We start from the raw sequence: 18862 nt of genomic DNA on the forward strand, positions 1-18862 counted from the left end.
TGGAATCGATTGGCGCGCAGACCGCCAAAAGCTTGGGAGTGGAACTGGCCAGCATGGAAACTGTCTTTGCCCTTTGCGCAATTCTGCTCCTCGGCTTCAATCTTCTCGGCATCGTTCTGGCCGGCTGGCGACTGACGAGACGGGACGCGGAAAACGATCTCGTCCGGCAAAAGCCGCCTGTCTCGCTCGTGGTGCCGCTGCGCGGCGTGGAGAACTTCACGCCCCTGACGCTGTCGCGCGCCTTCGAACTCAACTGGCCAGATTATGAGCTGCTGTTCTGCGTCGCCGATGAATTCGATCCGGTGATCGAGGAAGTTCGCAAGGCGCAAGCCGCCTTCCCCTCGGTTTCCATGCAATTGCTCATCGGCGATGACCGCATCAGCGCCAATCCGAAACTGAACAATTGCGTCAAGGGCTGGCGGGCCGCCCGGCATGAATGGGTGATTCTGGCCGATCTGAACGTGCTGATGCCAAAATCCTATATTGCGACCATGATGTCGGCCTGGCGGCAGGATAGCGGGCTCGTCTGCTCGCCGCCGCTTGGCTCAAGGCCTGCGGGTTTCTGGGCGCATGTGGAATGCGCCTTCCTCAACGGCTCGCAGGGCCGCTGGCAATATGCGGCGGAAGCGATCGGCATGGGTTTCGCACAGGGCAAGTCAATGTTGTGGAACAAGCCGTTTCTGGAAGACAATGGCGGCATCCGCGCGCTGGCCGCTGAAATCGCCGAAGACGCCGCCTCGACGAAGCTGGTGCGAAGCGCCGGCCGCAAGGTGCATCTGGTCTGCGCCCCCTTCGAACAGCCGCTCGGCCAGCGCCATGCCGGCGAGATCTGGTCGCGCCAGACCCGCTGGGCGCGGCTGCGGCGCGTGACCTTCCCGCAATATTTCGCGCCGGAAATACTCACCGGCGCGCTTCCCCCGCTTCTCTTCGCGCTCGCCGCCGCCGCCATGACGGATGTAAACCTCGCCGCAACCGCCTTTGCCGTCCTCGCCCTCATGTACGTGCCGGAACTTGCGCTCGCGGCCCTCAACCGCTGGCCGATATCGCTCCATACGCTGCCGGCGATGATCGCCCGGGACATGATCATGCCCATCGTCTGGGCGCGAAGCTGGATCGGCAGCGCGGTGGCATGGCGCGGCAATGTCATGACGATCGGCACGGCGGAGAGCACTCTGGCCGGTCCGTCCGCGGAATAAATCACGGCTATTTGGAAGAAGTTACGCCGGAAAGCTGATATTTTGCTTTAAAATGGTCGGAGTGGAGAGATCCGAACTCCCGACCCTCTGGTCCCAAACCAGATGCGCTACCAGACTGCGCTACACTCCGCCGAGGCGATGGCTGGGGAATACACGGTTCACCCGCAGTCCGCAACAGGGAAATTCATCTTTGTTCAGCCGCGACCCCGATGAGCAAAACGTAACCTCGAAACGGCAGCGCGCGATCGGACGGCAAGGGGATAATCGTCTTGACTCTCACCTGAAGTCAGTCCATTTCAAATTCAACGTTCCTGACACGATTTGGTTATTCTATTCAGGTACGTGATGAATAATTCGGGGTGTTTCGCCCCGCTGTCCAACCGGAGCAGTTTCGACATGTCTGCGAAGATTTACCGCCCTGCAAAAACCGCCATGCAATCCGGCAAGGCGAAGACCAATGTCTGGGTTCTGGAATTCGACGCCGAGGTTCCGCGCAAGATCGATCCGATCATGGGCTACACCTCCAGTTCCGACATGAAGCAGCAGCTCAAGCTGACATTCGAGACGCAGGAACAGGCCGAAGCCTATGCCCAGCGCAAGGGCATCGAATACCGCGTCATCCAGCCGAAGGAAGCAACCCGCAAGGTGGTTTCCTACACCGACAATTTCCGTTTCAACCGCACCCAGCCCTGGACGCACTGAAACACGACGATCAAAGTTTTTGCCGGAGTATCGATTGCCCGGCATGACGGCCCCTTAGCTCAACTGGATAGAGCAACTGCCTTCTAAGCAGTAGGTCGCAGGTTCGAGTCCTGCAGGGGTCGCCATTTCTCCTCACAATTATAGATGAATGACCGCTGAGGTCTGCTCAAGCTCAAGCACATTCCCTTCTGGATCGCGCGCATAAGCGATCAGATAGGGCGTCTCTGGCGTCCCGAAATCAGTAATCTGCCCGATCTGTGCACCGCCCGCTTCGATGATGCTGGAGAGGGTCGCACTAATATCTTCCATCTGGAAAGCTAAGTGCCCAAAGCCGGGTTCATTAACTCTTGGCTGTTCACGGGGATGAGTGATCCTGTGTTCGTGAATCTCCAGAAAAGGCTGCTCTAGTTCCGGGAATCTAAGCCAGACTGTACGAATTTCGGAGTTTGAAAGCCCGTTTCCCCGGGAAACCTTTTCACCGGATAGAGTCCTCGGTTCGCGAAGAACATCGCATTTCATAACGTTTACGTAAAACGTGGCAAGCGCTTCCGCATCGCGGGCAACAAGATTGATGTGAGCAAGTCTCATGGCATTCGGCGTCCTCGTCTCTAAGGTGACCATACCGAGGCTTCCGATGCTCATCGAACAAAGTCCCGCTGAGGCTGTTTTAAACAGACGCTTGCGGCCTACCCCTGCCCCATCAACGTGAAATACCCCCACACCGCCACGAAAAACGCAATGACAGCCGCAATCGTCAAAGCCTTCTTCGCTTTCGGCCCCAGCGGTTCGCGTGGCTTCTTCGGCGGCACCGGTTTGCGGAACTTCACCACATTGTCGTTCATTCTATCTTCGTCCTGACTATCGCTGCTGAAAGCTCAGCCGCGTTTATGGCATCGATCTTCCCGGATTTATCTCTATCAGACCAGAACTATCATAAATATTACCAAGTTTTCACTTCACCCTTGGGGCAAGCTATGTCACTTCCCACAATCAGAGGAATACAACGGCGACAGATGGACGGACAAACCGGAGAGCGGCGACAACCCTCTGTGGTATTTTGAACTTTGCGGGTGACGAGAATGAATGACGCCAATACGAGTGGCAGCGATACACAAAACAGCCAGCCCGATCTGCGCCAGATTCTGGGAACGAACAGAAACGGCCGCAAGAAAAAGTCGCGTCGGTATCTCTACGCCGCAGCAGCCATTGTGCTGATTGGCGGAGGCGTTGGCTATTATTACCAGTCACGTGCGGCAGGCGTCGCTTATAGCTACACCACCGAAGCCGCGCGTCAGGGCGATCTCTCGGTCATCGTCACCTCCACCGGCTCGGTTCAGCCGACGGATCAGGTCGATATATCGAGCGAACTGTCCGGCACCGTGCGCAAGGTCAACGTCACCTATAACAGCCCGGTCAAGGCCGGGGACGTATTGGCGGAACTGGATACCAACAAGCTGGAGGCCGATGTACAGAGCGCCCGCGCCAAGCTTGCTTCCGCCAAGGCCAATGTGCTGAAGGCGCGCGCCGATCTCGGCTCGGCCAAAACCTCCATGGAGCGCCTGAAATCGCTGGTGCAGAACCGGGTCTCCAGCCAGCAGGATCTGGACGCCGCGCAGTTCACCCATGATGCGGCTGCCGCAACGCTCGAAGTCAACGAGGCGACCGTGCTTTCGGCGGAAGCGGATCTGAGGCTCGCCGAGGTCAATCTCGGCAAGGCCAAGATCGTCTCGCCCATCGATGGCGTCATCCTCACCCGCAGCGTCGATCCCGGCGCCACCGTCGCCTCCTCGCTCAATGCTCCCGTTCTCTTCACCATCGCCGGCGATCTGCGCCACATGGAATTGCAGGTCTCGGTGGATGAGGCCGATGTCGGCAAGGTCGAGACCGGTCAGAAGGCCAATTTTAACGTCGATGCCTATCCCGACCGCAGCTTTCCGGCCGAGATCGAGACCGTGCGCTTCGCCTCGGAAACCGTATCCAACGTCGTGACCTACAAGGGCATACTGACTGTCGATAATGAGGAGCTGCTGCTGCGCCCCGGCATGACGGCGACCGCCAATATCATCGTCGAAGAAATCAGGGATACGCTGCTGGTGCCGAATTCCGCGCTTCGTTATACGCCGTCGCGCGAATCCGCCTCCCGTGGCGGCGGGTTGATGAGCCTGTTCCGCCCACCGCGCATGGGCCGCTCGCAGAACCGCGATGCCGGTCAGGCGGCTGCGGCCGGCAAAAGAACGGTCTGGGTGCTGCGCAACAACACGCCAGTCTCCGTCGCCATCGAAACCGGTTCCACCGACGGCCAGCATACCGTGGTAAAATCGGGCGAGTTGAAAGCCGACGATCAGGTGATTACCGACGCCACGGCCCGCAACGCCGGCTGACGGAGGACAAGCCCATGCAACAGCCGCCGCTCATCGAATTCCGCGATGTCGTCAAGCAATATGGCCGCGGCGAAGCGACCATCCGCGCGCTCGATGGCGTCAGCCTCTCCATTCATGAGAAGGAATTCGTCGCCATCATGGGGCCGTCCGGCTCCGGCAAATCCACCTCGATGAATATCATCGGCTGTCTGGATGTGCCGACATCAGGCGAATATCTGTTTCAGGGCGTGCCGACCAGCGGCTTCGACAACGAACATCTGACGCTGCTGCGCCGGCATATGCTGGGTTTCGTGTTTCAGGGTTTCAACCTTCTCTCGCGCACCTCGGCGGTGGAGAATGTCGAGCTGCCGCTGATCTATCGCGGCATGAAGGCCTCGGAACGGCGCGCGCGCGCCATGGAAGCGCTGGCGCAGGTGGGCCTGAAAGGCCGCGAGGACCACACCACGCAGGAGCTTTCCGGCGGCCAGCAGCAGCGCGTGGCCATAGCCCGCGCCATCGTCACCCGCCCCGCTTTGCTTCTGGCCGACGAACCGACCGGCAATCTCGATACGAAGACCAGCATCGAAATCATGGAACTGATTACCGCGCTCAACCGCGACAGGGGCATCACGGTGGTCATGGTCACCCATGAAGAAGATATCGCCGCCCATGCCGGGCGCCTCCTGCGTTTCGTCGATGGCCACCTCGCCTCCGACAGCGCGACGGGCAAAAAGGAGACCGCCGATGTTCTTTGAAACGTCGCGTCTTGCGCTGCGCGCCATCAGTCGCAACCTGCTGCGCTCCTTCCTCACCGTGCTCGGCGTCGTCATCGGTGTGGCCGCCGTCATCGCCATGGTCACAATCGGCAACGGCACGACCGAACAGGTGAAATCGGAGCTTTCGCGGCTCGGCACCAACATGCTGTTCGTTCGCCCCGGCCAGTTCGGCCCCGGAAGGGCCAGCACCGAAGCCAAGCGCTTCGATGACCGCGATGTCGAGGCCATCCGCAACCAGATAAGCGGCATCCGCGCCGTCGCGCCGCAGAACCGCAGCTCTGCCGCAACCGTCATTTTCGGCGGCAAGAACCACCAGACAAGCGTGATCGGCACCACCAACGACTATCTGATCGCGCAGGACTGGACCATCGCGCTCGGCCGCGATTTCCAGCCCGCCGAAGATCGCGGCGGCCAGATCGGCTGCATCATCGGCGAAACGGTGCGGCAGGAACTGTTCGGTGCGGAAAACCCGGTGGGGCAGACGATCCGCGTCAGCAACATCTCCTGCCCCGTTATCGGTGTGCTGGGCAGGAAAGGCCAGTCCGGCCTCGGCGACGATCAGGACGACACGATCATCATGCCGCTGAAAATCCATCAGCGGCGCATCGGCGGCACCACCACCATTTCCTCGATCATGGTCTCGGCGCAGGACGGCGTATCGACTGCCAAGGTGCAGAGCGACCTGCAAAACCTGCTGCGCGAGCGCCGCCGCATCGGCATCGGCCGCGAGGATGATTTCACCGTCAACGACATGACGCAGATCGCCTCAGCCATGACCGGCACGACGACGCTACTGACCGGACTTCTCGGTGCAGTCGCGGCCGTCAGCCTTCTGGTCGGCGGCATCGGCATCATGAACATCATGCTGGTGTCTGTGACGGAGCGCACGCGCGAGATCGGCATTCGCCTTGCCATCGGCGCACTGGAAAAACAGGTGCTGACGCAGTTTCTGGTGGAAGCCGTCATGCTCTCGGCCTTCGGCGGCCTTGTCGGCATCCTCACCGGCCTCGGCCTTGCTTATGCCGTCGTCGGTTATCTCAACGTGCCCTTCGTCACCAGCCCGTCGATCATCTTCCTCGCCTTCGCCTTTTCGGCGGCCATCGGGGTGATTTTCGGCTACTTCCCGGCACGACGGGCGGCGAGCCTGAGCCCGATAGAAGCCTTGCGGCATGAATGAAAGCCGGCGTTCAAACCGCAACCTGCTTTGTCTCTTCCCTGCAATTGACCCGATCCGCTTTAGTCGCTCACCGGCGAGCGTGCACTATCCATCCACTCTTCGAGCGCGCGCTCTATGTCGTCCTGATAGGACGGCAGGTTTTCCTTCTCGCTGATGGCGCGGAGATATATTTCCACGGCATTCCGTTGCAACGGGGTCAGTAAGGAAAACCTCTCCTGGCATCCGCGCAAATAGGGTGCGAATTCGTGCCTGTAGTCGCCATCGAGATCGGCGATCATATAGGCGGGCAAATGAAATCGCATTCCTTCAGCATCAAGGAAGGCGGGGCTGCCGGAATGTCTGTTGAGGTCCTCCAGCGGGATCGCGGCCCAATCATTCTTCTCATCGCCAGCACGACATGCGGCGCGAACCTCATTGTTCGCACAATCATCAAGCGCCTGCGCCTCGGAGAGGCCGACGCCGCCACCCAGCGTAACACTCGCGAATGCCTCTCGCACCGCGGCTTTCGCATTCGCAATATTATCGGGTTGCGACCTCATCAAATCGTCTGCCTGTTCAATGATGCGCTCCCCCACTCCCGTCACCATGCGCTGTCGGCCAGTCTCCACCCTCGGTCCGTTCGAGCGGGGGGCTGTTCAACGCATCACCCTTGGATACCGCAGATCCCTTTATCTCCTCCCGGTAAAACGCAAGGCAAACAATACCGGCAATCAGCGTCAGGCCAGCCACGACGCTGGCGACGATCAGCCCTATCGTCCAGATATCAATCGAGGCGCTACTGATGTCCATTCCGGTTCACTCCCCACGATCAATCCCGCCGGCGATCCGAACGCCTTCCAGCATGGGCGGCGGGCGGTTCCGCACCTACCGCCAAACCTCGCAGAATATCCGATATCCGCGCTGACCTTGCGTCAGGGCGTCAATCGGATAGGCTCGCCCTCAAGTTTACCGGATGGAGTTTGGATGTTCAAATCGGTATCGGACAGCGCCGCTGCCGCAGACGGCGGCTCGCTCGCCCTCTTCGTCGAACGGATTGACGGACAGACGGAGCTGTTTGTGATCAATCGCTCCCTCGCGTCACGCGGAACGCCCGACTACAACAAGATCACTTCGAGCCTTCGGCCGCTTGCCAAGGAGGATTGCGCAATGATCGCAGCCGGTCTCGAGCCGCTGTTGCTGACGACGCCATCGATTCATCCGCTGGCGGATTTTATCGATACGCTGAAACAGCAATCATCCCGCTGATCGGAAATGCAGTGCGGCCAATCAAACGTTGGCCTCTGCCTCACGCTGCTTCGCCAGCGCCGCCAGATCGGCGGGCTTCAGCTCAACCGATTCACCGCAGCCACAGGCGGATGTCTGGTTCGGATTATTAAAGGTGAAACCCGAGCGCATCTTGGTTACTTCGAAATCCATCTGCGTACCGAGCAGATAAAGCACGGCGGAAGGCTGAACCCAGACCTTCGCCCCTTCGAATTCAACCAGATCGTCCTTCGCATCCGGCTCGGTCACGAGGTCGATGGTATATTCCATGCCCGCGCAGCCGCCCTTCTTGATGCCGACGCGCACGCCCCTGGCGTCCGGGCCGGAATTTTCGACGATTGCTTTAACGCGCGAGGCGGCAGCCCCGGTCATGGTCATGATCGCAAAGCCCATGGGCTTAATTCTCCTTCGACAATCGAGTTCAAGGCTCGATGCTTATGGATTTCAATCTAATAGCGCCTGAGAGTGTCATCAAGGGATGACACCCGTCAAAATCACGTCAGTACCAGCCGACGGCGACCTGTGCTTCTTCCGACATGCGGTCCGGCGTCCATGGCGGGTCGAAGGTCATTTCGACCACGACACCGGAAACACCCTCGACGGCACCGACGGCATTTTCCACCCAGCCCGGCATTTCACCGGCCACCGGGCAACCGGGGGCCGTCAGCGTCATGACGATCTTGACCATCCGGTCGTCCTCGATGTCGATCTTGTAGACGAGACCGAGTTCGAAGATATCGGCCGGAATTTCCGGGTCGTAGACGGTCTTCAGCGCCGCAATCACGTCGTCGCTGAGGCGTGCCAGCTCATCCGGCGGAATGGTCGAAACCTTTTCCTGAGCTTCGGTCGCATCCTGGGTCTTTGCAGTGGCTTCGGCAGTCATGGTCTTAAACCTCAATCCTGATCTCTCAAATCCCGATATCAGGCGAAAAATTTGCGCGCATATTCCAGCGCCTCAACAAGAGAGTCTACTTCGGCGCGGGTATTGTAAAGGCCGAACGATGCCCGGCATGTGGAGGTGACGCCGAAGCGTTTCAAGAGCGGCATGGCGCAATGGGTGCCCGCACGTACCGCAACGCCGCGCCGGTCGATCACCATCGAGACATCATGGGCGTGAATGCCCTCAAGCTCGAAGGAGAAGATGCCGCCCTTGTCAGGCGCATTGCCGATGATGCGCAGCGAATTGATCTCGCGCAGACGCTCTGCGGCGTAAGCGGCAAGATCGGCCTCATGCGCGGCAATCGCGGCGCGGCCGAGATTGTCCATGTAATCCAGCGCGTAACCGAGGCCGATGGCCTGCACGATGGGTGGCGTGCCGGCTTCGAAACGGTGCGGCGGCTCGTTATAGGTCACATTGTCTTCGGAAACGTCGAGGATCATCTCGCCGCCGCCCTGGAACGGCCGCATCTCGCGCAGGCGATCCGCCTTGCCATAGAGCACGCCGATGCCCGAGGGACCGTAAAGCTTGTGGCCGGTCATCACATACCAGTCGCAATCGATATCGCGCACATCGACCGGCATGTGAACCGCACCCTGCGAACCATCGATCAACACCGGGATGCCACGCTCATGGGCGATGCGGCAGATTTCCTTGACCGGCACGATGGTGCCGAGTGCATTCGACATATGGGTGATGGCAACGAGCTTGGTGCGCTCCGTCAGGCTCTTTTCGAAAGCCTCGATGTGGAACGCGCCGTCGTCATCAACAGGCACCCAGACGAGCTTCGCGCCCTGCCGCTCGCGGATGAAATGCCACGGCACGATGTTGGAATGATGCTCCATGATCGAGATGACGATCTCGTCGCCCTCGCCGATCTTGGGCATGCCGTAACCATAGGCAACCGTATTGATCGCCTCGGTGGAGGATTTGGTGAAGACGATCTCGTCCACCGAACCGGCATTGAGGAACCGGCGCACCTTTTCGCGCGCCGCCTCATAGGCGTCGGTTGCGGCATTGGAGAGGAAATGCAGGCCGCGATGCACATTGGCGTATTCGTTCGCATAAGCATGCGAAACGGCGTCTATCACCACCTGCGGTTTTTGAGCGGACGCGCCGTTGTCGAGATAGACCAGCGGCTTGCCATAGACCTCGCGCGACAGGATCGGGAAATCCCGGCGCACGGCTTCGATGTCATAAGGGGCCGCCACTGCGGCGCGTTCGCTCTCAGGCATGATGTTCCAGCCAGCCGGAGATGATCGTCTCCAGCGCCTCTACCAGATTTTCTTCTTCCAGTTCCTCAACGATCTCGGCGACGAAGGCGTTGACGAGCATCGCCCGCGCCTTTGCCCGCGGTACGCCGCGCGCCATCAGGTAATAGAGATGGTTGTCGCTGATATCGGCAACCGTCGCACCATGGCCGCATTGAACGTCATCGGCGAAGATTTCCAGTTCCGGCTTTGCCGAGAACTCGCCATCGTCAGACATCAGCAGCGTATTGCAGGCCATCTTCGCGTCGGTCTTCTGGGCATCGGGCGCCACCCGGATCATGCCCTGGAAAATGCCCTTGGCACGGTCGAACACCACGTTGCGGAACACTTCCGTCGAGGTCGTGTTCGGCACGTTGTGGCCGAGAACCATCGTCACGTCAGTATGGGTTTCGCCACCCAAAAGGTTGACGCCGCGAACGATGAGGTCCGTGCCCTCGCCTTCCACGTCGATGCGCAGTTCCTGACGTACCAGCTTGCCGCCGGCATTGACAATGAACAGGCGAATCTTGGCGTCCGCGCCGATTTTCATGCGCAGCTGGCCAAGATGGATATCGGCGGCGCCCTGTTGCTGCAGGATGATCCAGGTCACTTCCGCGCCATCCTCAACGACGATGTCGCTGACCGAAGAAACGAAGGCCGCATCCGAAGTCACCGAAAGGTGACGCTCGATGACGGTTGCCTTGGAACCCTTGCCGAAACGAACCGGGAAGCGGCTGTGAACCTGGCCTGCGCCATGGACCGCCTGCAATTCGATCGGCTTCTCGATCTCGGCATCGGCAGGGATCTCGAGCACCAGGCCATCGCGCACGAAGCTGCCATTGATGCGGCCGATCGCGTCATCCTTGCTGGCTTCCGCAAGGCCAGCGGCGGCGGAGCCGTCAGCCAGGCTTTCGGCAAAGCGCGAAACACGGACGTCCTCGATCTTGCCGATATCGGCCGTGCCGTGCTGCATATAGGCAACCAGAGAGCCGGCAACCGTCGGCGCCTGCTTCTCGATAACCGGCGCGGGCCGGTCTTCCGGAACGGCACGCAGCAGGCTTTTCAGATCGGTATAGTGCCATGCCTCGATGCGACGGGTCGGAAGACCACCGGTCTTCAGATCGTCGAACAGCACGTCGCGGGCAGCGACAACGGCACCGTCACCGGGCAATTCGCTGAACTTGGCGGTGTAGGCATCGACCAGCGCGGTTTCCGCTGGCGTCAGCCGGTTGGTAGCTTGAATGTTCATGGACATCACCTCCTGGCCTCTGGCTTAGGCCGCTTCACCGATGATGTCGGCGTAACCGTTGTTTTCCAGTTCCAGCGCCAGAGCCTTGTCACCCGAGCGGATGATCTTGCCCTTGTAGAGAACGTGAACGCTGTCAGGCACGATGTAATCAAGCAGGCGCTGATAGTGGGTGATGACGACAGTGGCGCGATCCGGCGACTTCAGCGCGTTGACGCCGTCAGCCACGATCTTCAGGGCGTCGATGTCGAGACCGCTATCGGTTTCGTCGAGCACGCAGAGTTTCGGCTCCAAGAGCGCCATCTGCAGGATTTCGGCGCGCTTCTTCTCACCGCCGGAGAAACCGACGTTCAGCGGACGCTTCAGCATCTCCATGTCGATCTTCAGATCGCCGGCAGCTTCCTTGACGCGACGGATAAAGTCCGGCGTCGTCAGCTCGGACTCGCCGCGCGCCTTGCGCTGCTCGTTCATCGCGACCTTCAGGAACTGCATGGTGGCGACACCGGGAATTTCGACCGGATACTGGAAGGCAAGAAAAATGCCTTTGGCAGCGCGTTCAGCCGCATCCAGTTCCAGAATGCTTTCGCCATTATAGAGAATGTCACCGCAGGTGACTTCATAATCTTCACGGCCCGACAGGATGTAGGACAGCGTCGACTTGCCGGAACCATTCGGCCCCATGATGGCGGCAACCTCACCGGCAGCAACCTTCAGGTTGAGACCCTTGATGATCTCGGTTTCGGTATCGGCGATCTTTGCGTGCAGGTCGATGATTTCAAGCATGGTATTGTTCCTGTTCATGGTGCGGTTTCAAGGACCGCCTCGTAGACCCGGTTTGCGGGTCGCTCTCAATTCTCACATCCGTCATCCTCGGGCTTGTCCCGAGGATCTAATCACATCAATTATAGTCATCCGACGCCAGCGTATTCGGGTGCGGCACATAAGCGTTTTCGATCTCATCAATGCGCTCAAAAAGATCGAGCCACGTTGGGTTCAGCTCTTCGATCAACTTGATTTTCCATTCACGAAGATAGCGCTTCAACGATTTCTCCCGCTGGATTGCCAAAACGATGTTTGGGTGGGCTTCAAACCAGACGAGATTTTTCGCCTGGTATTTTTCTGTGTAACCCTTCCGTTCAGCGTTTCGATGCTCCCATACCCGTCCCGATAAATCGCTCGTGACACCGGTGTAAATTACCCCGCGCGGTTTGTCAGACATCATGTAGACGAAGCCACTCATTCTAACAGCCACCGCAGCAGATCCTCGGGACAAGCCCGAGGATGAGCGAGGAAAACTTATCCCACAGACCCTTCCAGCGAAATGCCGATCAGCTTCTGCGCTTCCACGGCAAATTCCATCGGCAGTTCCTGAATGACTTCCTTGACGAAGCCGTTGACGATCAGTGCGATGGCCGCCTCTTCCGGGATGCCGCGCTGCAGGCAATAAAACAGCTGGTCTTCGGAAATCTTCGACGTCGTCGCCTCATGCTCGAAATGCGCCGAGGAATTCTTCGCCTCGATATAGGGCACGGTATGCGCGCCGCACTTGTCGCCGATCAAAAGCGAGTCGCACTGCGTGAAGTTACGCGTGTTGGTCGCCTTGCGGTGAGCCGAAACCTGGCCGCGATAGACGTTTTCCGAAAAGCCGGCGGCGATGCCCTTGGCGATGATGCGGCTCGACGTGTTCTTGCCGAGATGGATCATCTTGGTGCCGCTATCGATCTGCTGATGGCCATTGGAGACCGCGATCGAATAGAACTCGCCGCGGCTGTCGTCACCGCGCAGAATGCAGGACGGGTATTTCCAGGTGATGGCCGAGCCGGTTTCCACCTGCGTCCACGAAATCTTCGAACGGTTGCCGCGGCAATCGCCACGCTTGGTCACGAAGTTGTAGATGCCGCCCTTGCCTTCCTTGTCGCCCGGATACCAGTTCTGGACGGTGGAATATTTGATTTCGGCATCATCGAGCGCCACGAGTTCAACAACGGCGGCGTGAAGCTGGTTCTCGTCGCGCTGCGGCGCCGTGCAGCCTTCCAGATAGGAGACGTAGGCACCCTCTTCGGCGATGATCAGCGTGCGCTCAAACTGGCCGGTGTTCTTTTCGTTGATGCGGAAATAGGTGGAAAGCTCCATCGGGCACCGAACGCCCTTCGGCACGAACACGAAGGAACCGTCGGTGAAGACGGCCGAGTTCAGCGTCGCGTAGAAATTGTCCGTCGTCGGGACGACAGAGCCCAGATATTTCTTCACCAATTCCGGATGCTCGCGCACGGCTTCCGAAATCGACATGAAGATGACGCCGGCTTTGGCCAGTTCCGCCTTGAAGGTGGTGACGACCGAGACGCTGTCGAACACGGCATCCACGGCAACCGGGCGCTTTTCGACACCGGCGAGGATTTCCTGTTCCTTCAGCGGAATGCCGAGCTTCTCATAGACCTTCAAAAGCTCCGGGTCGACTTCATCGAGCGACTTCGGGCCGGGCGCGGTCTTCGGCGCGGCGTAATAATAAAGGTCGTTGAAGTCGATCTTGGGGTAGCTGACGCGCGCCCAGGTCGGCTCTTCCATCGTCAGCCAGCGCTTGTAAGCCTCAAGACGCCATTCCAGCATCCATTCGGGCTCCTGCTTCTTGGCCGAGATGAAACGGATCACCTCTTCCGAAAGGCCCTTCGGGGCCTTGTCGACTTCGATATTGGTTTCGAAGCCGTATTTATACTGGTCCACATCGATCTGGCGGACCTGATCGATCGTTTCCTGAACCGCTGCCATGTCGTTCTCCAATCTCGCCGGAGCCAAGGTCCGGTGGCTTGTCAACGTATCAAGGCGGAAAGCCGCCTTATCCATCTTCGGGCAATGTCACCGCGCCGTTAAGCGGGGCGGAGCTTATACCCATGTAAGTGCGGGATGGCGCTTTTCACACATCCCGGCAAGCGGAAAATTGCTATTCCGCAATTCTTTGCCGCATTTTAAGCGGCCTGACCGGCCAGCCTGCGCCGCCCGGCAATTTTCGTGAACGCCGCAAGCGTCCGTTCAATGTCCGCCTCGTCCGTCGCATGGCCAAGGGAAATCCGAAGCGCGCCGAGCTTGGGATCACGCCCCATCGCCGTCAGCACATGGCTTTCCCCCACCTTGCCGGATGAACAGGCCGAACCGGCAGAAAGTGCGATACCTTCGATATCGAAAGCGATCTGCCCCGTTTCCGCCTTCAGGCCCGGCAGGGTGAAAAACGTGGTATTGCCGACGCGGGCAACGTCCTCGCCGTGGATGATCACATCCGGCGCACTCACCCGCATGCCGTCTTCCAACCGCGCCCGCAGAGCGGCAAGACGCACCGCTTCAATCTCGAGATTCCGGGTAGCAACAGCGGCAGCAGCACCGAAACCGATGACCGACAGGGTATTTTCCGTGCCGGAACGATGCCCCTTTTCCTGCCCGCCGCCATGGATCAGCGGCTTCGGCATCATCACCTCACCGCGCGAGACCAGCGCGCCAGTCCCCTTGGGGCCACCGAGCTTGTGGGACGAGATGACCAGAAAATCCACATCGAGCGCATTGATATCGAGCGGAACCCGGCCTGCCGCCTGCACGGCGTCGACCACCATCAATCCGCCCGCCGCGTGCACCAGCCGCGCCGCTTCCGCCACCGGCTGGAGGATGCCGGTTTCGTTATTCACCATCATGCAGGCAACCATCGGCAGGCCGACGGAAGCATCATGCGAAGACAGAAGCGCCTCAAGTGCGGCAAGATCGATGACGCCCACTGACGTAACGGGAATTTCCGTAACGTCAGCCTTGCCGAACCGTCCGCCTTCGCGGAAAGCGGGGTGCTCGATGGCTGAAACATAAAGATGGCCATAACGCACCGGAGCGCGCCCCATCTTGAAATCCGGTGTCAGCACCAGATTGGCGGCTTCCGTCGCGCCGCTGGTGAAGGTGACATGGGCGGCCTGCGCACCGGCAAGTGCCGCAACCTCGCGGCGGGCGCCCTCAACGGCGGCACGGGCGGCACGCCCTTCCCGGTGGACGGAAGACGGATTGCCGGCAAGATCGAGCGCGGAGACGAGAACATCGCGCACGGCGGGCAAAAGCGGCGCCGTGGCGTTCCAGTCCATATATGTCCGCGTCAAAACCGTCATGACGATGAGGCTTCATCCAATCTTCAATGCGCCAAAACGCATTTTTCTTGAAATTACAGTTGCGCTTGCCTTATGACACCACCCGAGTGCTTTAGCACACGCAAAGTTTCGAATTATTCTAAACTGCGTTCTAGAAAAGATGACAGAGTTCGTCAAGTCTTCTCATCGGAAGAATGCGGTTGGAGAATGAAAAAACACGACCGGAGTACCAATGCCCGAAGTCATCTTTAACGGCCCTGCGGGTCGCCTCGAAGGCCGTTATCAACCCTCCAAGGAAAAGAGCGCGCCGATAGCGATCATCCTTCATCCGCATCCGCAGTTTGGCGGCACGATGAACAACCAGATCGTCTATCAGCTCTTCTATCTTTTCCAGAAGCGCGGTTTCACGACGCTCCGGTTTAATTTCCGCTCCATCGGCCGCAGCCAGGGTGAATTCGACCATGGCGCGGGCGAGCTTTCCGACGCCGCTTCCGCACTCGACTGGGTGCAGAGCCTGCATCCCGATTCGAAAAGCTGCTGGGTCGCCGGTTATTCCTTTGGCGCCTGGATCGGCATGCAGCTTCTGATGCGCCGCCCGGAAATCGAAGGTTTCATGTCGATTGCGCCGCAGCCCAACACCTACGACTTCTCCTTCCTCGCCCCCTGCCCGTCGTCGGGCCTCATCATCAACGGCGATAGCGACAAGGTCGCGCCTGAGAAGGATGTCAACGGTCTGGTGGAGAAGCTGAAGACCCAGAAGGGCATCCTCATCACCCACCGCACCGTTCCCGGCGCCAACCACTTCTTCAACGGCAAAGTGGACGACCTGATGGGCGAATGCGAGGACTATCTCGACCGTCGCCTGAACGGTGAGCTTGTGCCGGAACCGGCGGCCAAGCGCATTCGGTGATTGGCTGCGCATTTTAAAGCAGGCCTTGATTGACCTATTATGATCACCGGCGGGCTTGGCTTACCCCCTCTGCCCTGCCGGGCATCTCCCCCTCAAGGGGGAGATCAGCTAGACGCCTGCTCTTCGCCCAAGTTTCTACGTTGAAAATGGCAAGAAGGTCGCCACGATTCGATCTCCCCCTTGAGGGGGAGATGCCGGCAGGCAGAGGGGGTAAGCCACACCCGCCATATTCTACTAAACCTTCACCAAAACCCCACCCGTCACCGGCTCCTTCACCCCCGTCGTCCCCGGATAGGTCAGCGGTAACCCCTGAAGTGAACGCACGGCCAGATAGGCCCAGGCCTCCGCCTCCATCGACCCGCCATCGAAACCCGCCTCTTCCGCAGCGATCACCCGCGCGCCCACCTTTGCGGCAAGCTCGGCAAATTCCGCCATGATGACCGGATTGAGCCGCCCGCCGCCACAGACCACATAGGTCTTCGCCGCCTCCGGCAGGTAACTTGCCGATTTGAGGATCGCAGCCCCCGTCAGATGCGCCAGCGTCCGTGCCCCATCCGCCAGCGAGACTTCGCCTTTTTTCGGCGGCACGAAATCGCTGCGATCCAGCGAGCGGCGGATATTGGCCGAGAAGAACGGGCTCTCCATATAACGCGCCACCAGCGACGCGACGACGCTGCCGCCCGCCGCCGTCTTGCCGCCCTTGTCGAAGGCCTTGCCCGTATGCGCCTCGATCCACTGGTCGATCAGCATATTGCCGGGGCCGCTGTCGAAAGCGGCAAGCCGCCCCGCCTCACCGATATAGGTCAGATTAGAGATACCGCCGATATTGACGAAGACGGCCGGTGTTTCGAACCCATCGGGCAGATTTGCGGAAAGCGCCATGTGATAGGCGGGGATCAGCGGCGCACCCTGCCCGCCATGGACCATATCGTTGGCCCGCATGTCGTAAACCACGTCGATGCCGGTTTCGGCGGCCAGAAGCGGGCCATCGCCGATCTGCACGGTCAGCGCCTCATCCGGCCGGTGCAGTACTGTCTGGCCATGAAAACCGATCACATCGATGTCACCGGACTGAAGCCTGTGACGATGGAGAAAGGATTTGACCGCCGCCGCATGGGCAAGCGTCAGCTTGCGCTCGGTCTCCACTAGGTCGCCGGGACGTTCTCGTCGTTCACGAATGGCTTTGGCCGTAACCAATGCCTTCTGCCAGATGGCGCGCAGGCCCGGATCATAGGGGAAATATCCGCTCGGCCCATGCCGCACCACGCTTTCGCCATCCGTGCGCAACAGGGCGATATCGATGCCGTCCATCGATGTGCCGCTCATCAGCCCGATTGCCGTTTTGACCTCGCCCACCTGCCGCTCCCCTGCAATCACGAATCATCATGGAGTGAATCCCGACATTCATGGCCGAAACGGGTGCACATTTCAAAAAACAATGATAAAGCCGCGACGGTCATTGGTTTTCGATGGCCGCAAAGATCAAACCAGAAAGTAAAAGGTTATGTCCAGGTTCAAGTCCGATTTCCTCCGCACGCTCGACGAGCGCGGCTTCATTCACCAGATCTCCGATGAGGCAGGTCTCGACGAACTGTTCGCCAAGGAAACCGTGACCGCCTATATCGGCTATGACCCGACGGCTTCGAGTTTGCATGTCGGCCACCTCACCCAGATCATGATGCTGCACTGGATGCAGAAGACCGGCCACCAGCCGATCTCCCTGATGGGCGGCGGCACCGGCATGGTCGGCGATCCCTCCTTCAAGGAAGAAGCCCGCAAGCTGATGACGATCGACATGATCGAGGACAACATCACCTCGCTCAAGCACGTCTTCGCCAACTACCTCGATTACGACCGCGCCAATAATCCGGCGCTGATGATCAACAATGCCGATTGGCTGCGCGGCCTCAACTACCTCGAATTCCTGCGCGATGTCGGCCGCCATTTCTCGGTCAACCGCATGCTGTCCTTCGACAGCGTGAAAACGCGCCTCGACCGCGAACAATCGCTGTCCTTCCTCGAATTCAACTACATGATCCTGCAGGCCTACGACTTCGTGGAGCTGAACCAGCGCACCGGCTGCCGCCTGCAGATGGGCGGTTCGGACCAGTGGGGCAACATCATCAACGGTATCGATCTCGGTCACCGCATGGGGACACCACAGCTTTACGCGTTGACCTCGCCGCTGCTCACCACCTCTTCCGGTGCGAAAATGGGCAAGTCGGCCTCGGGCGCGGTATGGCTGAACAAGGACCTGCTGCCGGTCTATGATTTCTGGCAATACTGGCGCAATACGGAAGATGCGGACGTTGTTCGCTTTGCGAAACTCTTCACCACGCTGCCGATGGATGAGATCGCCCGTATCGCCGCTCTTGGCGGATCGGAGATCAACGAGGCGAAGAAAATCCTCGCGACCGAAGTGACGGCCATCCTGCATGGCCGTGCGGCGGCGGAAGAAGCGGCAGAGACGGCGCGCAAGACCTTCGAGGAAGGTGCGCTCGCTGAAAACCTGCCCTCCATCGAGGTTCCGACATCCGAACTCGATGCCGGCCTCGGCGTCCTGTCGCTCATCGTCCGTGCCGGCCTCGCCGGCTCGAACGGCGAGGCCCGCCGCCACGTTCAGGGCGGTGCGGTGAAGATCAACGACATCGGCGTTTCGGATGAGCGCCAGACGGTCGGTTCCGGTGAAATCACCGGCGACGGCGTCATCAAGCTGTCGGTCGGCAAGAAGAAGCACGTTCTGGTTCGCCCGGCGTAAGACTTACAAAAACATTGTGTCGAGGACTGCCAAAGCGGTCCTCGATGCGCAGATACCCCCACTTCCGTCATGCCGGACTGGATCCGGCATCCAGCCACGGCGCGTCTGCGCCGTGAAAGGGCTCTCACGCGATCAAGGACTTGATCGCACTGGACTCCGGATCAGGTCCGGGGTG

21 protein-coding genes and 2 tRNA genes are annotated in these 18862 nt (G+C 59.6%); 9 read left to right on the top strand and 14 right to left on the bottom strand.

Annotated elements, in window-relative coordinates:
• Positions 1 to 53: 53 nt before the first annotated feature.
• A complete protein-coding gene (locus O3W47_RS10990; protein WP_269313776.1) occupies positions 54 to 1196 on the top strand; it encodes a ceramide glucosyltransferase in 1143 nt (380 codons plus the stop codon).
• Between the two features lie 53 nt (positions 1197 to 1249).
• On the opposite strand, the gene O3W47_RS10995 is transcribed toward O3W47_RS10990, so the two are convergent.
• Positions 1250 to 1326: transfer RNA gene (locus O3W47_RS10995), tRNA-Pro, on the bottom strand.
• Between the two features lie 266 nt (positions 1327 to 1592).
• On the opposite strand from O3W47_RS10995, the gene O3W47_RS11000 reads away from it, so the two are divergent.
• A complete protein-coding gene (locus O3W47_RS11000) occupies positions 1593 to 1898 on the top strand; it encodes an ETC complex I subunit (protein ID WP_003507982.1) in 306 nt (101 codons plus the stop codon).
• Positions 1899 to 1946: 48 nt separating this feature from the next.
• Positions 1947 to 2023, top strand: a tRNA-Arg gene (locus O3W47_RS11005).
• A 13-nt stretch (positions 2024 to 2036) separates the two neighbouring features.
• Here the strand turns inward: O3W47_RS11005 and O3W47_RS11010 are convergent.
• Both O3W47_RS11010 and O3W47_RS11015 read right to left on the bottom strand, forming a co-directional pair.
• Positions 2037 to 2540: a VOC family protein gene (locus O3W47_RS11010; RefSeq protein ID WP_269313777.1), complete on the bottom strand. Its 504-nt coding sequence runs from the start codon at positions 2538 to 2540 to the stop codon at positions 2037 to 2039.
• A 44-nt stretch (positions 2541 to 2584) separates the two neighbouring features.
• Entirely contained in the window at positions 2585 to 2740 is a 156-nt protein-coding gene (locus tag O3W47_RS11015; protein ID WP_080707327.1) for a hypothetical protein, read from the bottom strand.
• A gap of 237 nt (positions 2741 to 2977) precedes the next feature.
• Here O3W47_RS11015 and O3W47_RS11020 point away from each other — a divergent pair, with 237 nt between their 5' ends.
• From O3W47_RS11020 to O3W47_RS11030, 3 genes are read left to right on the top strand one after another with little or no spacing between them, the layout of a single operon-like run.
• Entirely contained in the window at positions 2978 to 4279 is a 1302-nt protein-coding gene (locus O3W47_RS11020; RefSeq protein ID WP_269313778.1) for an efflux RND transporter periplasmic adaptor subunit, read from the top strand.
• Between the two features lie 14 nt (positions 4280 to 4293).
• Complete coding sequence (locus O3W47_RS11025; RefSeq protein WP_269313779.1) at positions 4294 to 5013, top strand: ABC transporter ATP-binding protein; 720 nt, start codon at positions 4294 to 4296, stop codon at positions 5011 to 5013.
• Positions 5003 to 6211, top strand: a complete 1209-nt coding sequence (locus tag O3W47_RS11030; RefSeq protein WP_065655182.1) for an ABC transporter permease — start codon at positions 5003 to 5005, stop codon at positions 6209 to 6211. Before O3W47_RS11025 ends, O3W47_RS11030 begins: the two co-directional genes overlap by 11 nt.
• 59 nt (positions 6212 to 6270) lie before the next feature.
• Here the strand turns inward: O3W47_RS11030 and O3W47_RS11035 are convergent, their stop codons facing one another.
• Together O3W47_RS11035 and O3W47_RS11040 are read right to left on the bottom strand one after the other, a co-directional pair.
• A complete protein-coding gene (locus O3W47_RS11035) occupies positions 6271 to 6798 on the bottom strand; it encodes a DUF6714 family protein (RefSeq protein WP_269313780.1) in 528 nt (175 codons plus the stop codon).
• A complete protein-coding gene (locus O3W47_RS11040; protein WP_065655184.1) occupies positions 6767 to 7000 on the bottom strand; it encodes a hypothetical protein in 234 nt (77 codons plus the stop codon). The genes O3W47_RS11035 and O3W47_RS11040 overlap by 32 nt, the downstream gene beginning before the upstream one ends.
• A gap of 174 nt (positions 7001 to 7174) precedes the next feature.
• Here O3W47_RS11040 and O3W47_RS11045 point away from each other — a divergent pair, with 174 nt between their 5' ends.
• Complete coding sequence (locus tag O3W47_RS11045) at positions 7175 to 7456, top strand: hypothetical protein (protein ID WP_269313781.1); 282 nt, start codon at positions 7175 to 7177, stop codon at positions 7454 to 7456.
• Positions 7457 to 7477: 21 nt separating this feature from the next.
• Here the strand turns inward: O3W47_RS11045 and sufA are convergent, their stop codons facing one another.
• The 8 genes from sufA to O3W47_RS11085 all read right to left on the bottom strand — a co-directional run bounded on the left by sufA (position 7478) and on the right by O3W47_RS11085 (position 15040).
• Positions 7478 to 7867, bottom strand: a complete 390-nt coding sequence (gene sufA / locus O3W47_RS11050) for a Fe-S cluster assembly scaffold SufA (protein ID WP_003495415.1) — start codon at positions 7865 to 7867, stop codon at positions 7478 to 7480.
• Between the two features lie 106 nt (positions 7868 to 7973).
• On the bottom strand, positions 7974 to 8357 hold the full coding sequence (locus tag O3W47_RS11055) for an SUF system Fe-S cluster assembly protein (RefSeq protein ID WP_003522655.1): 384 nt from the start codon (positions 8355 to 8357) through the stop codon (positions 7974 to 7976).
• 38 nt (positions 8358 to 8395) lie between these two features.
• Positions 8396 to 9646, bottom strand: coding sequence for a cysteine desulfurase (locus O3W47_RS11060; RefSeq protein ID WP_110756966.1), 1251 nt, complete (start codon positions 9644 to 9646; stop codon positions 8396 to 8398).
• On the bottom strand, positions 9639 to 10910 hold the full coding sequence (sufD, locus tag O3W47_RS11065) for a Fe-S cluster assembly protein SufD (RefSeq protein WP_269313782.1): 1272 nt from the start codon (positions 10908 to 10910) through the stop codon (positions 9639 to 9641). Before sufD ends, O3W47_RS11060 begins: the two co-directional genes overlap by 8 nt.
• A 24-nt stretch (positions 10911 to 10934) precedes the next feature.
• Positions 10935 to 11690 carry a Fe-S cluster assembly ATPase SufC gene (gene sufC / locus O3W47_RS11070; RefSeq protein ID WP_269313783.1) on the bottom strand — a complete coding sequence of 252 codons (756 nt, stop codon included), beginning with the start codon at positions 11688 to 11690 and terminating at the stop codon, positions 10935 to 10937.
• Between the two features lie 115 nt (positions 11691 to 11805).
• Positions 11806 to 12147, bottom strand: coding sequence for a GIY-YIG nuclease family protein (locus O3W47_RS11075; protein ID WP_137453081.1), 342 nt, complete (start codon positions 12145 to 12147; stop codon positions 11806 to 11808).
• Between the two features lie 56 nt (positions 12148 to 12203).
• The gene (gene sufB / locus O3W47_RS11080) at positions 12204 to 13673 is read right to left on the bottom strand and encodes a Fe-S cluster assembly protein SufB (protein WP_003522660.1); all 1470 of its coding nucleotides are present in this window, start codon (positions 13671 to 13673) and stop codon (positions 12204 to 12206) included.
• Positions 13674 to 13870: 197 nt separating this feature from the next.
• Complete coding sequence (locus O3W47_RS11085) at positions 13871 to 15040, bottom strand: cysteine desulfurase family protein (protein WP_269313784.1); 1170 nt, start codon at positions 15038 to 15040, stop codon at positions 13871 to 13873.
• A 211-nt stretch (positions 15041 to 15251) separates the two neighbouring features.
• Here O3W47_RS11085 and O3W47_RS11090 point away from each other — a divergent pair, with 211 nt between their 5' ends.
• On the top strand, positions 15252 to 15929 hold the full coding sequence (locus O3W47_RS11090) for an alpha/beta hydrolase (RefSeq protein WP_035263309.1): 678 nt from the start codon (positions 15252 to 15254) through the stop codon (positions 15927 to 15929).
• A 234-nt stretch (positions 15930 to 16163) separates the two neighbouring features.
• Here O3W47_RS11090 and O3W47_RS11095 read toward each other — a convergent pair whose 3' ends face one another.
• Positions 16164 to 17285, bottom strand: a complete 1122-nt coding sequence (locus O3W47_RS11095) for an anhydro-N-acetylmuramic acid kinase (RefSeq protein WP_269313785.1) — start codon at positions 17283 to 17285, stop codon at positions 16164 to 16166.
• A gap of 148 nt (positions 17286 to 17433) precedes the next feature.
• On the opposite strand from O3W47_RS11095, the gene tyrS reads away from it, so the two are divergent.
• Positions 17434 to 18687: a tyrosine--tRNA ligase gene (gene tyrS, locus O3W47_RS11100; protein WP_059760342.1), complete on the top strand. Its 1254-nt coding sequence runs from the start codon at positions 17434 to 17436 to the stop codon at positions 18685 to 18687.
• Positions 18688 to 18862: the final 175 nt, after the last annotated feature.

The sequence above is a fragment of the Agrobacterium sp. LMR679 genome, assembly GCF_027157905.1.
Taxonomy (GTDB): domain Bacteria; phylum Pseudomonadota; class Alphaproteobacteria; order Rhizobiales; family Rhizobiaceae; genus Agrobacterium; species Agrobacterium leguminum.

Excerpts from the sequence above, each read along its gene's own strand:
- O3W47_RS11040 (WP_065655184.1), bottom strand. The coding sequence starts at position 7,000 with ATGGACATCAGTAGCGCCTCGATTGATATCTGGACGATAGGGCTGATC.
- O3W47_RS11020 (WP_269313778.1), top strand. The coding sequence starts at position 2,978 with ATGAATGACGCCAATACGAGTGGCAGCGATACACAAAACAGCCAGCCC.
- sufB (WP_003522660.1), bottom strand. The coding sequence starts at position 13,673 with ATGGCAGCGGTTCAGGAAACGATCGATCAGGTCCGCCAGATCGATGTG.
- O3W47_RS11015 (WP_080707327.1), bottom strand. The coding sequence starts at position 2,740 with ATGAACGACAATGTGGTGAAGTTCCGCAAACCGGTGCCGCCGAAGAAG.
- sufC (WP_269313783.1), bottom strand. The coding sequence starts at position 11,690 with ATGCTTGAAATCATCGACCTGCACGCAAAGATCGCCGATACCGAAACC.
- O3W47_RS11010 (WP_269313777.1), bottom strand. The coding sequence starts at position 2,540 with ATGAGCATCGGAAGCCTCGGTATGGTCACCTTAGAGACGAGGACGCCG.
- O3W47_RS11030 (WP_065655182.1), top strand. The coding sequence starts at position 5,003 with ATGTTCTTTGAAACGTCGCGTCTTGCGCTGCGCGCCATCAGTCGCAAC.
- sufA (WP_003495415.1), bottom strand. The coding sequence starts at position 7,867 with ATGGGCTTTGCGATCATGACCATGACCGGGGCTGCCGCCTCGCGCGTT.
- sufD (WP_269313782.1), bottom strand. The coding sequence starts at position 10,910 with ATGAACATTCAAGCTACCAACCGGCTGACGCCAGCGGAAACCGCGCTG.
- O3W47_RS11045 (WP_269313781.1), top strand. The coding sequence starts at position 7,175 with ATGTTCAAATCGGTATCGGACAGCGCCGCTGCCGCAGACGGCGGCTCG.
- O3W47_RS10990 (WP_269313776.1), top strand. The coding sequence starts at position 54 with ATGGAAACTGTCTTTGCCCTTTGCGCAATTCTGCTCCTCGGCTTCAAT.
- O3W47_RS11000 (WP_003507982.1), top strand. The coding sequence starts at position 1,593 with ATGTCTGCGAAGATTTACCGCCCTGCAAAAACCGCCATGCAATCCGGC.
- O3W47_RS11055 (WP_003522655.1), bottom strand. The coding sequence starts at position 8,357 with ATGACTGCCGAAGCCACTGCAAAGACCCAGGATGCGACCGAAGCTCAG.
- tyrS (WP_059760342.1), top strand. The coding sequence starts at position 17,434 with ATGTCCAGGTTCAAGTCCGATTTCCTCCGCACGCTCGACGAGCGCGGC.
- O3W47_RS11090 (WP_035263309.1), top strand. The coding sequence starts at position 15,252 with ATGCCCGAAGTCATCTTTAACGGCCCTGCGGGTCGCCTCGAAGGCCGT.
- O3W47_RS11025 (WP_269313779.1), top strand. The coding sequence starts at position 4,294 with ATGCAACAGCCGCCGCTCATCGAATTCCGCGATGTCGTCAAGCAATAT.
- O3W47_RS11085 (WP_269313784.1), bottom strand. The coding sequence starts at position 15,040 with ATGACGGTTTTGACGCGGACATATATGGACTGGAACGCCACGGCGCCG.
- O3W47_RS11075 (WP_137453081.1), bottom strand. The coding sequence starts at position 12,147 with ATGAGTGGCTTCGTCTACATGATGTCTGACAAACCGCGCGGGGTAATT.
- O3W47_RS11035 (WP_269313780.1), bottom strand. The coding sequence starts at position 6,798 with ATGGTGACGGGAGTGGGGGAGCGCATCATTGAACAGGCAGACGATTTG.
- O3W47_RS11060 (WP_110756966.1), bottom strand. The coding sequence starts at position 9,646 with ATGCCTGAGAGCGAACGCGCCGCAGTGGCGGCCCCTTATGACATCGAA.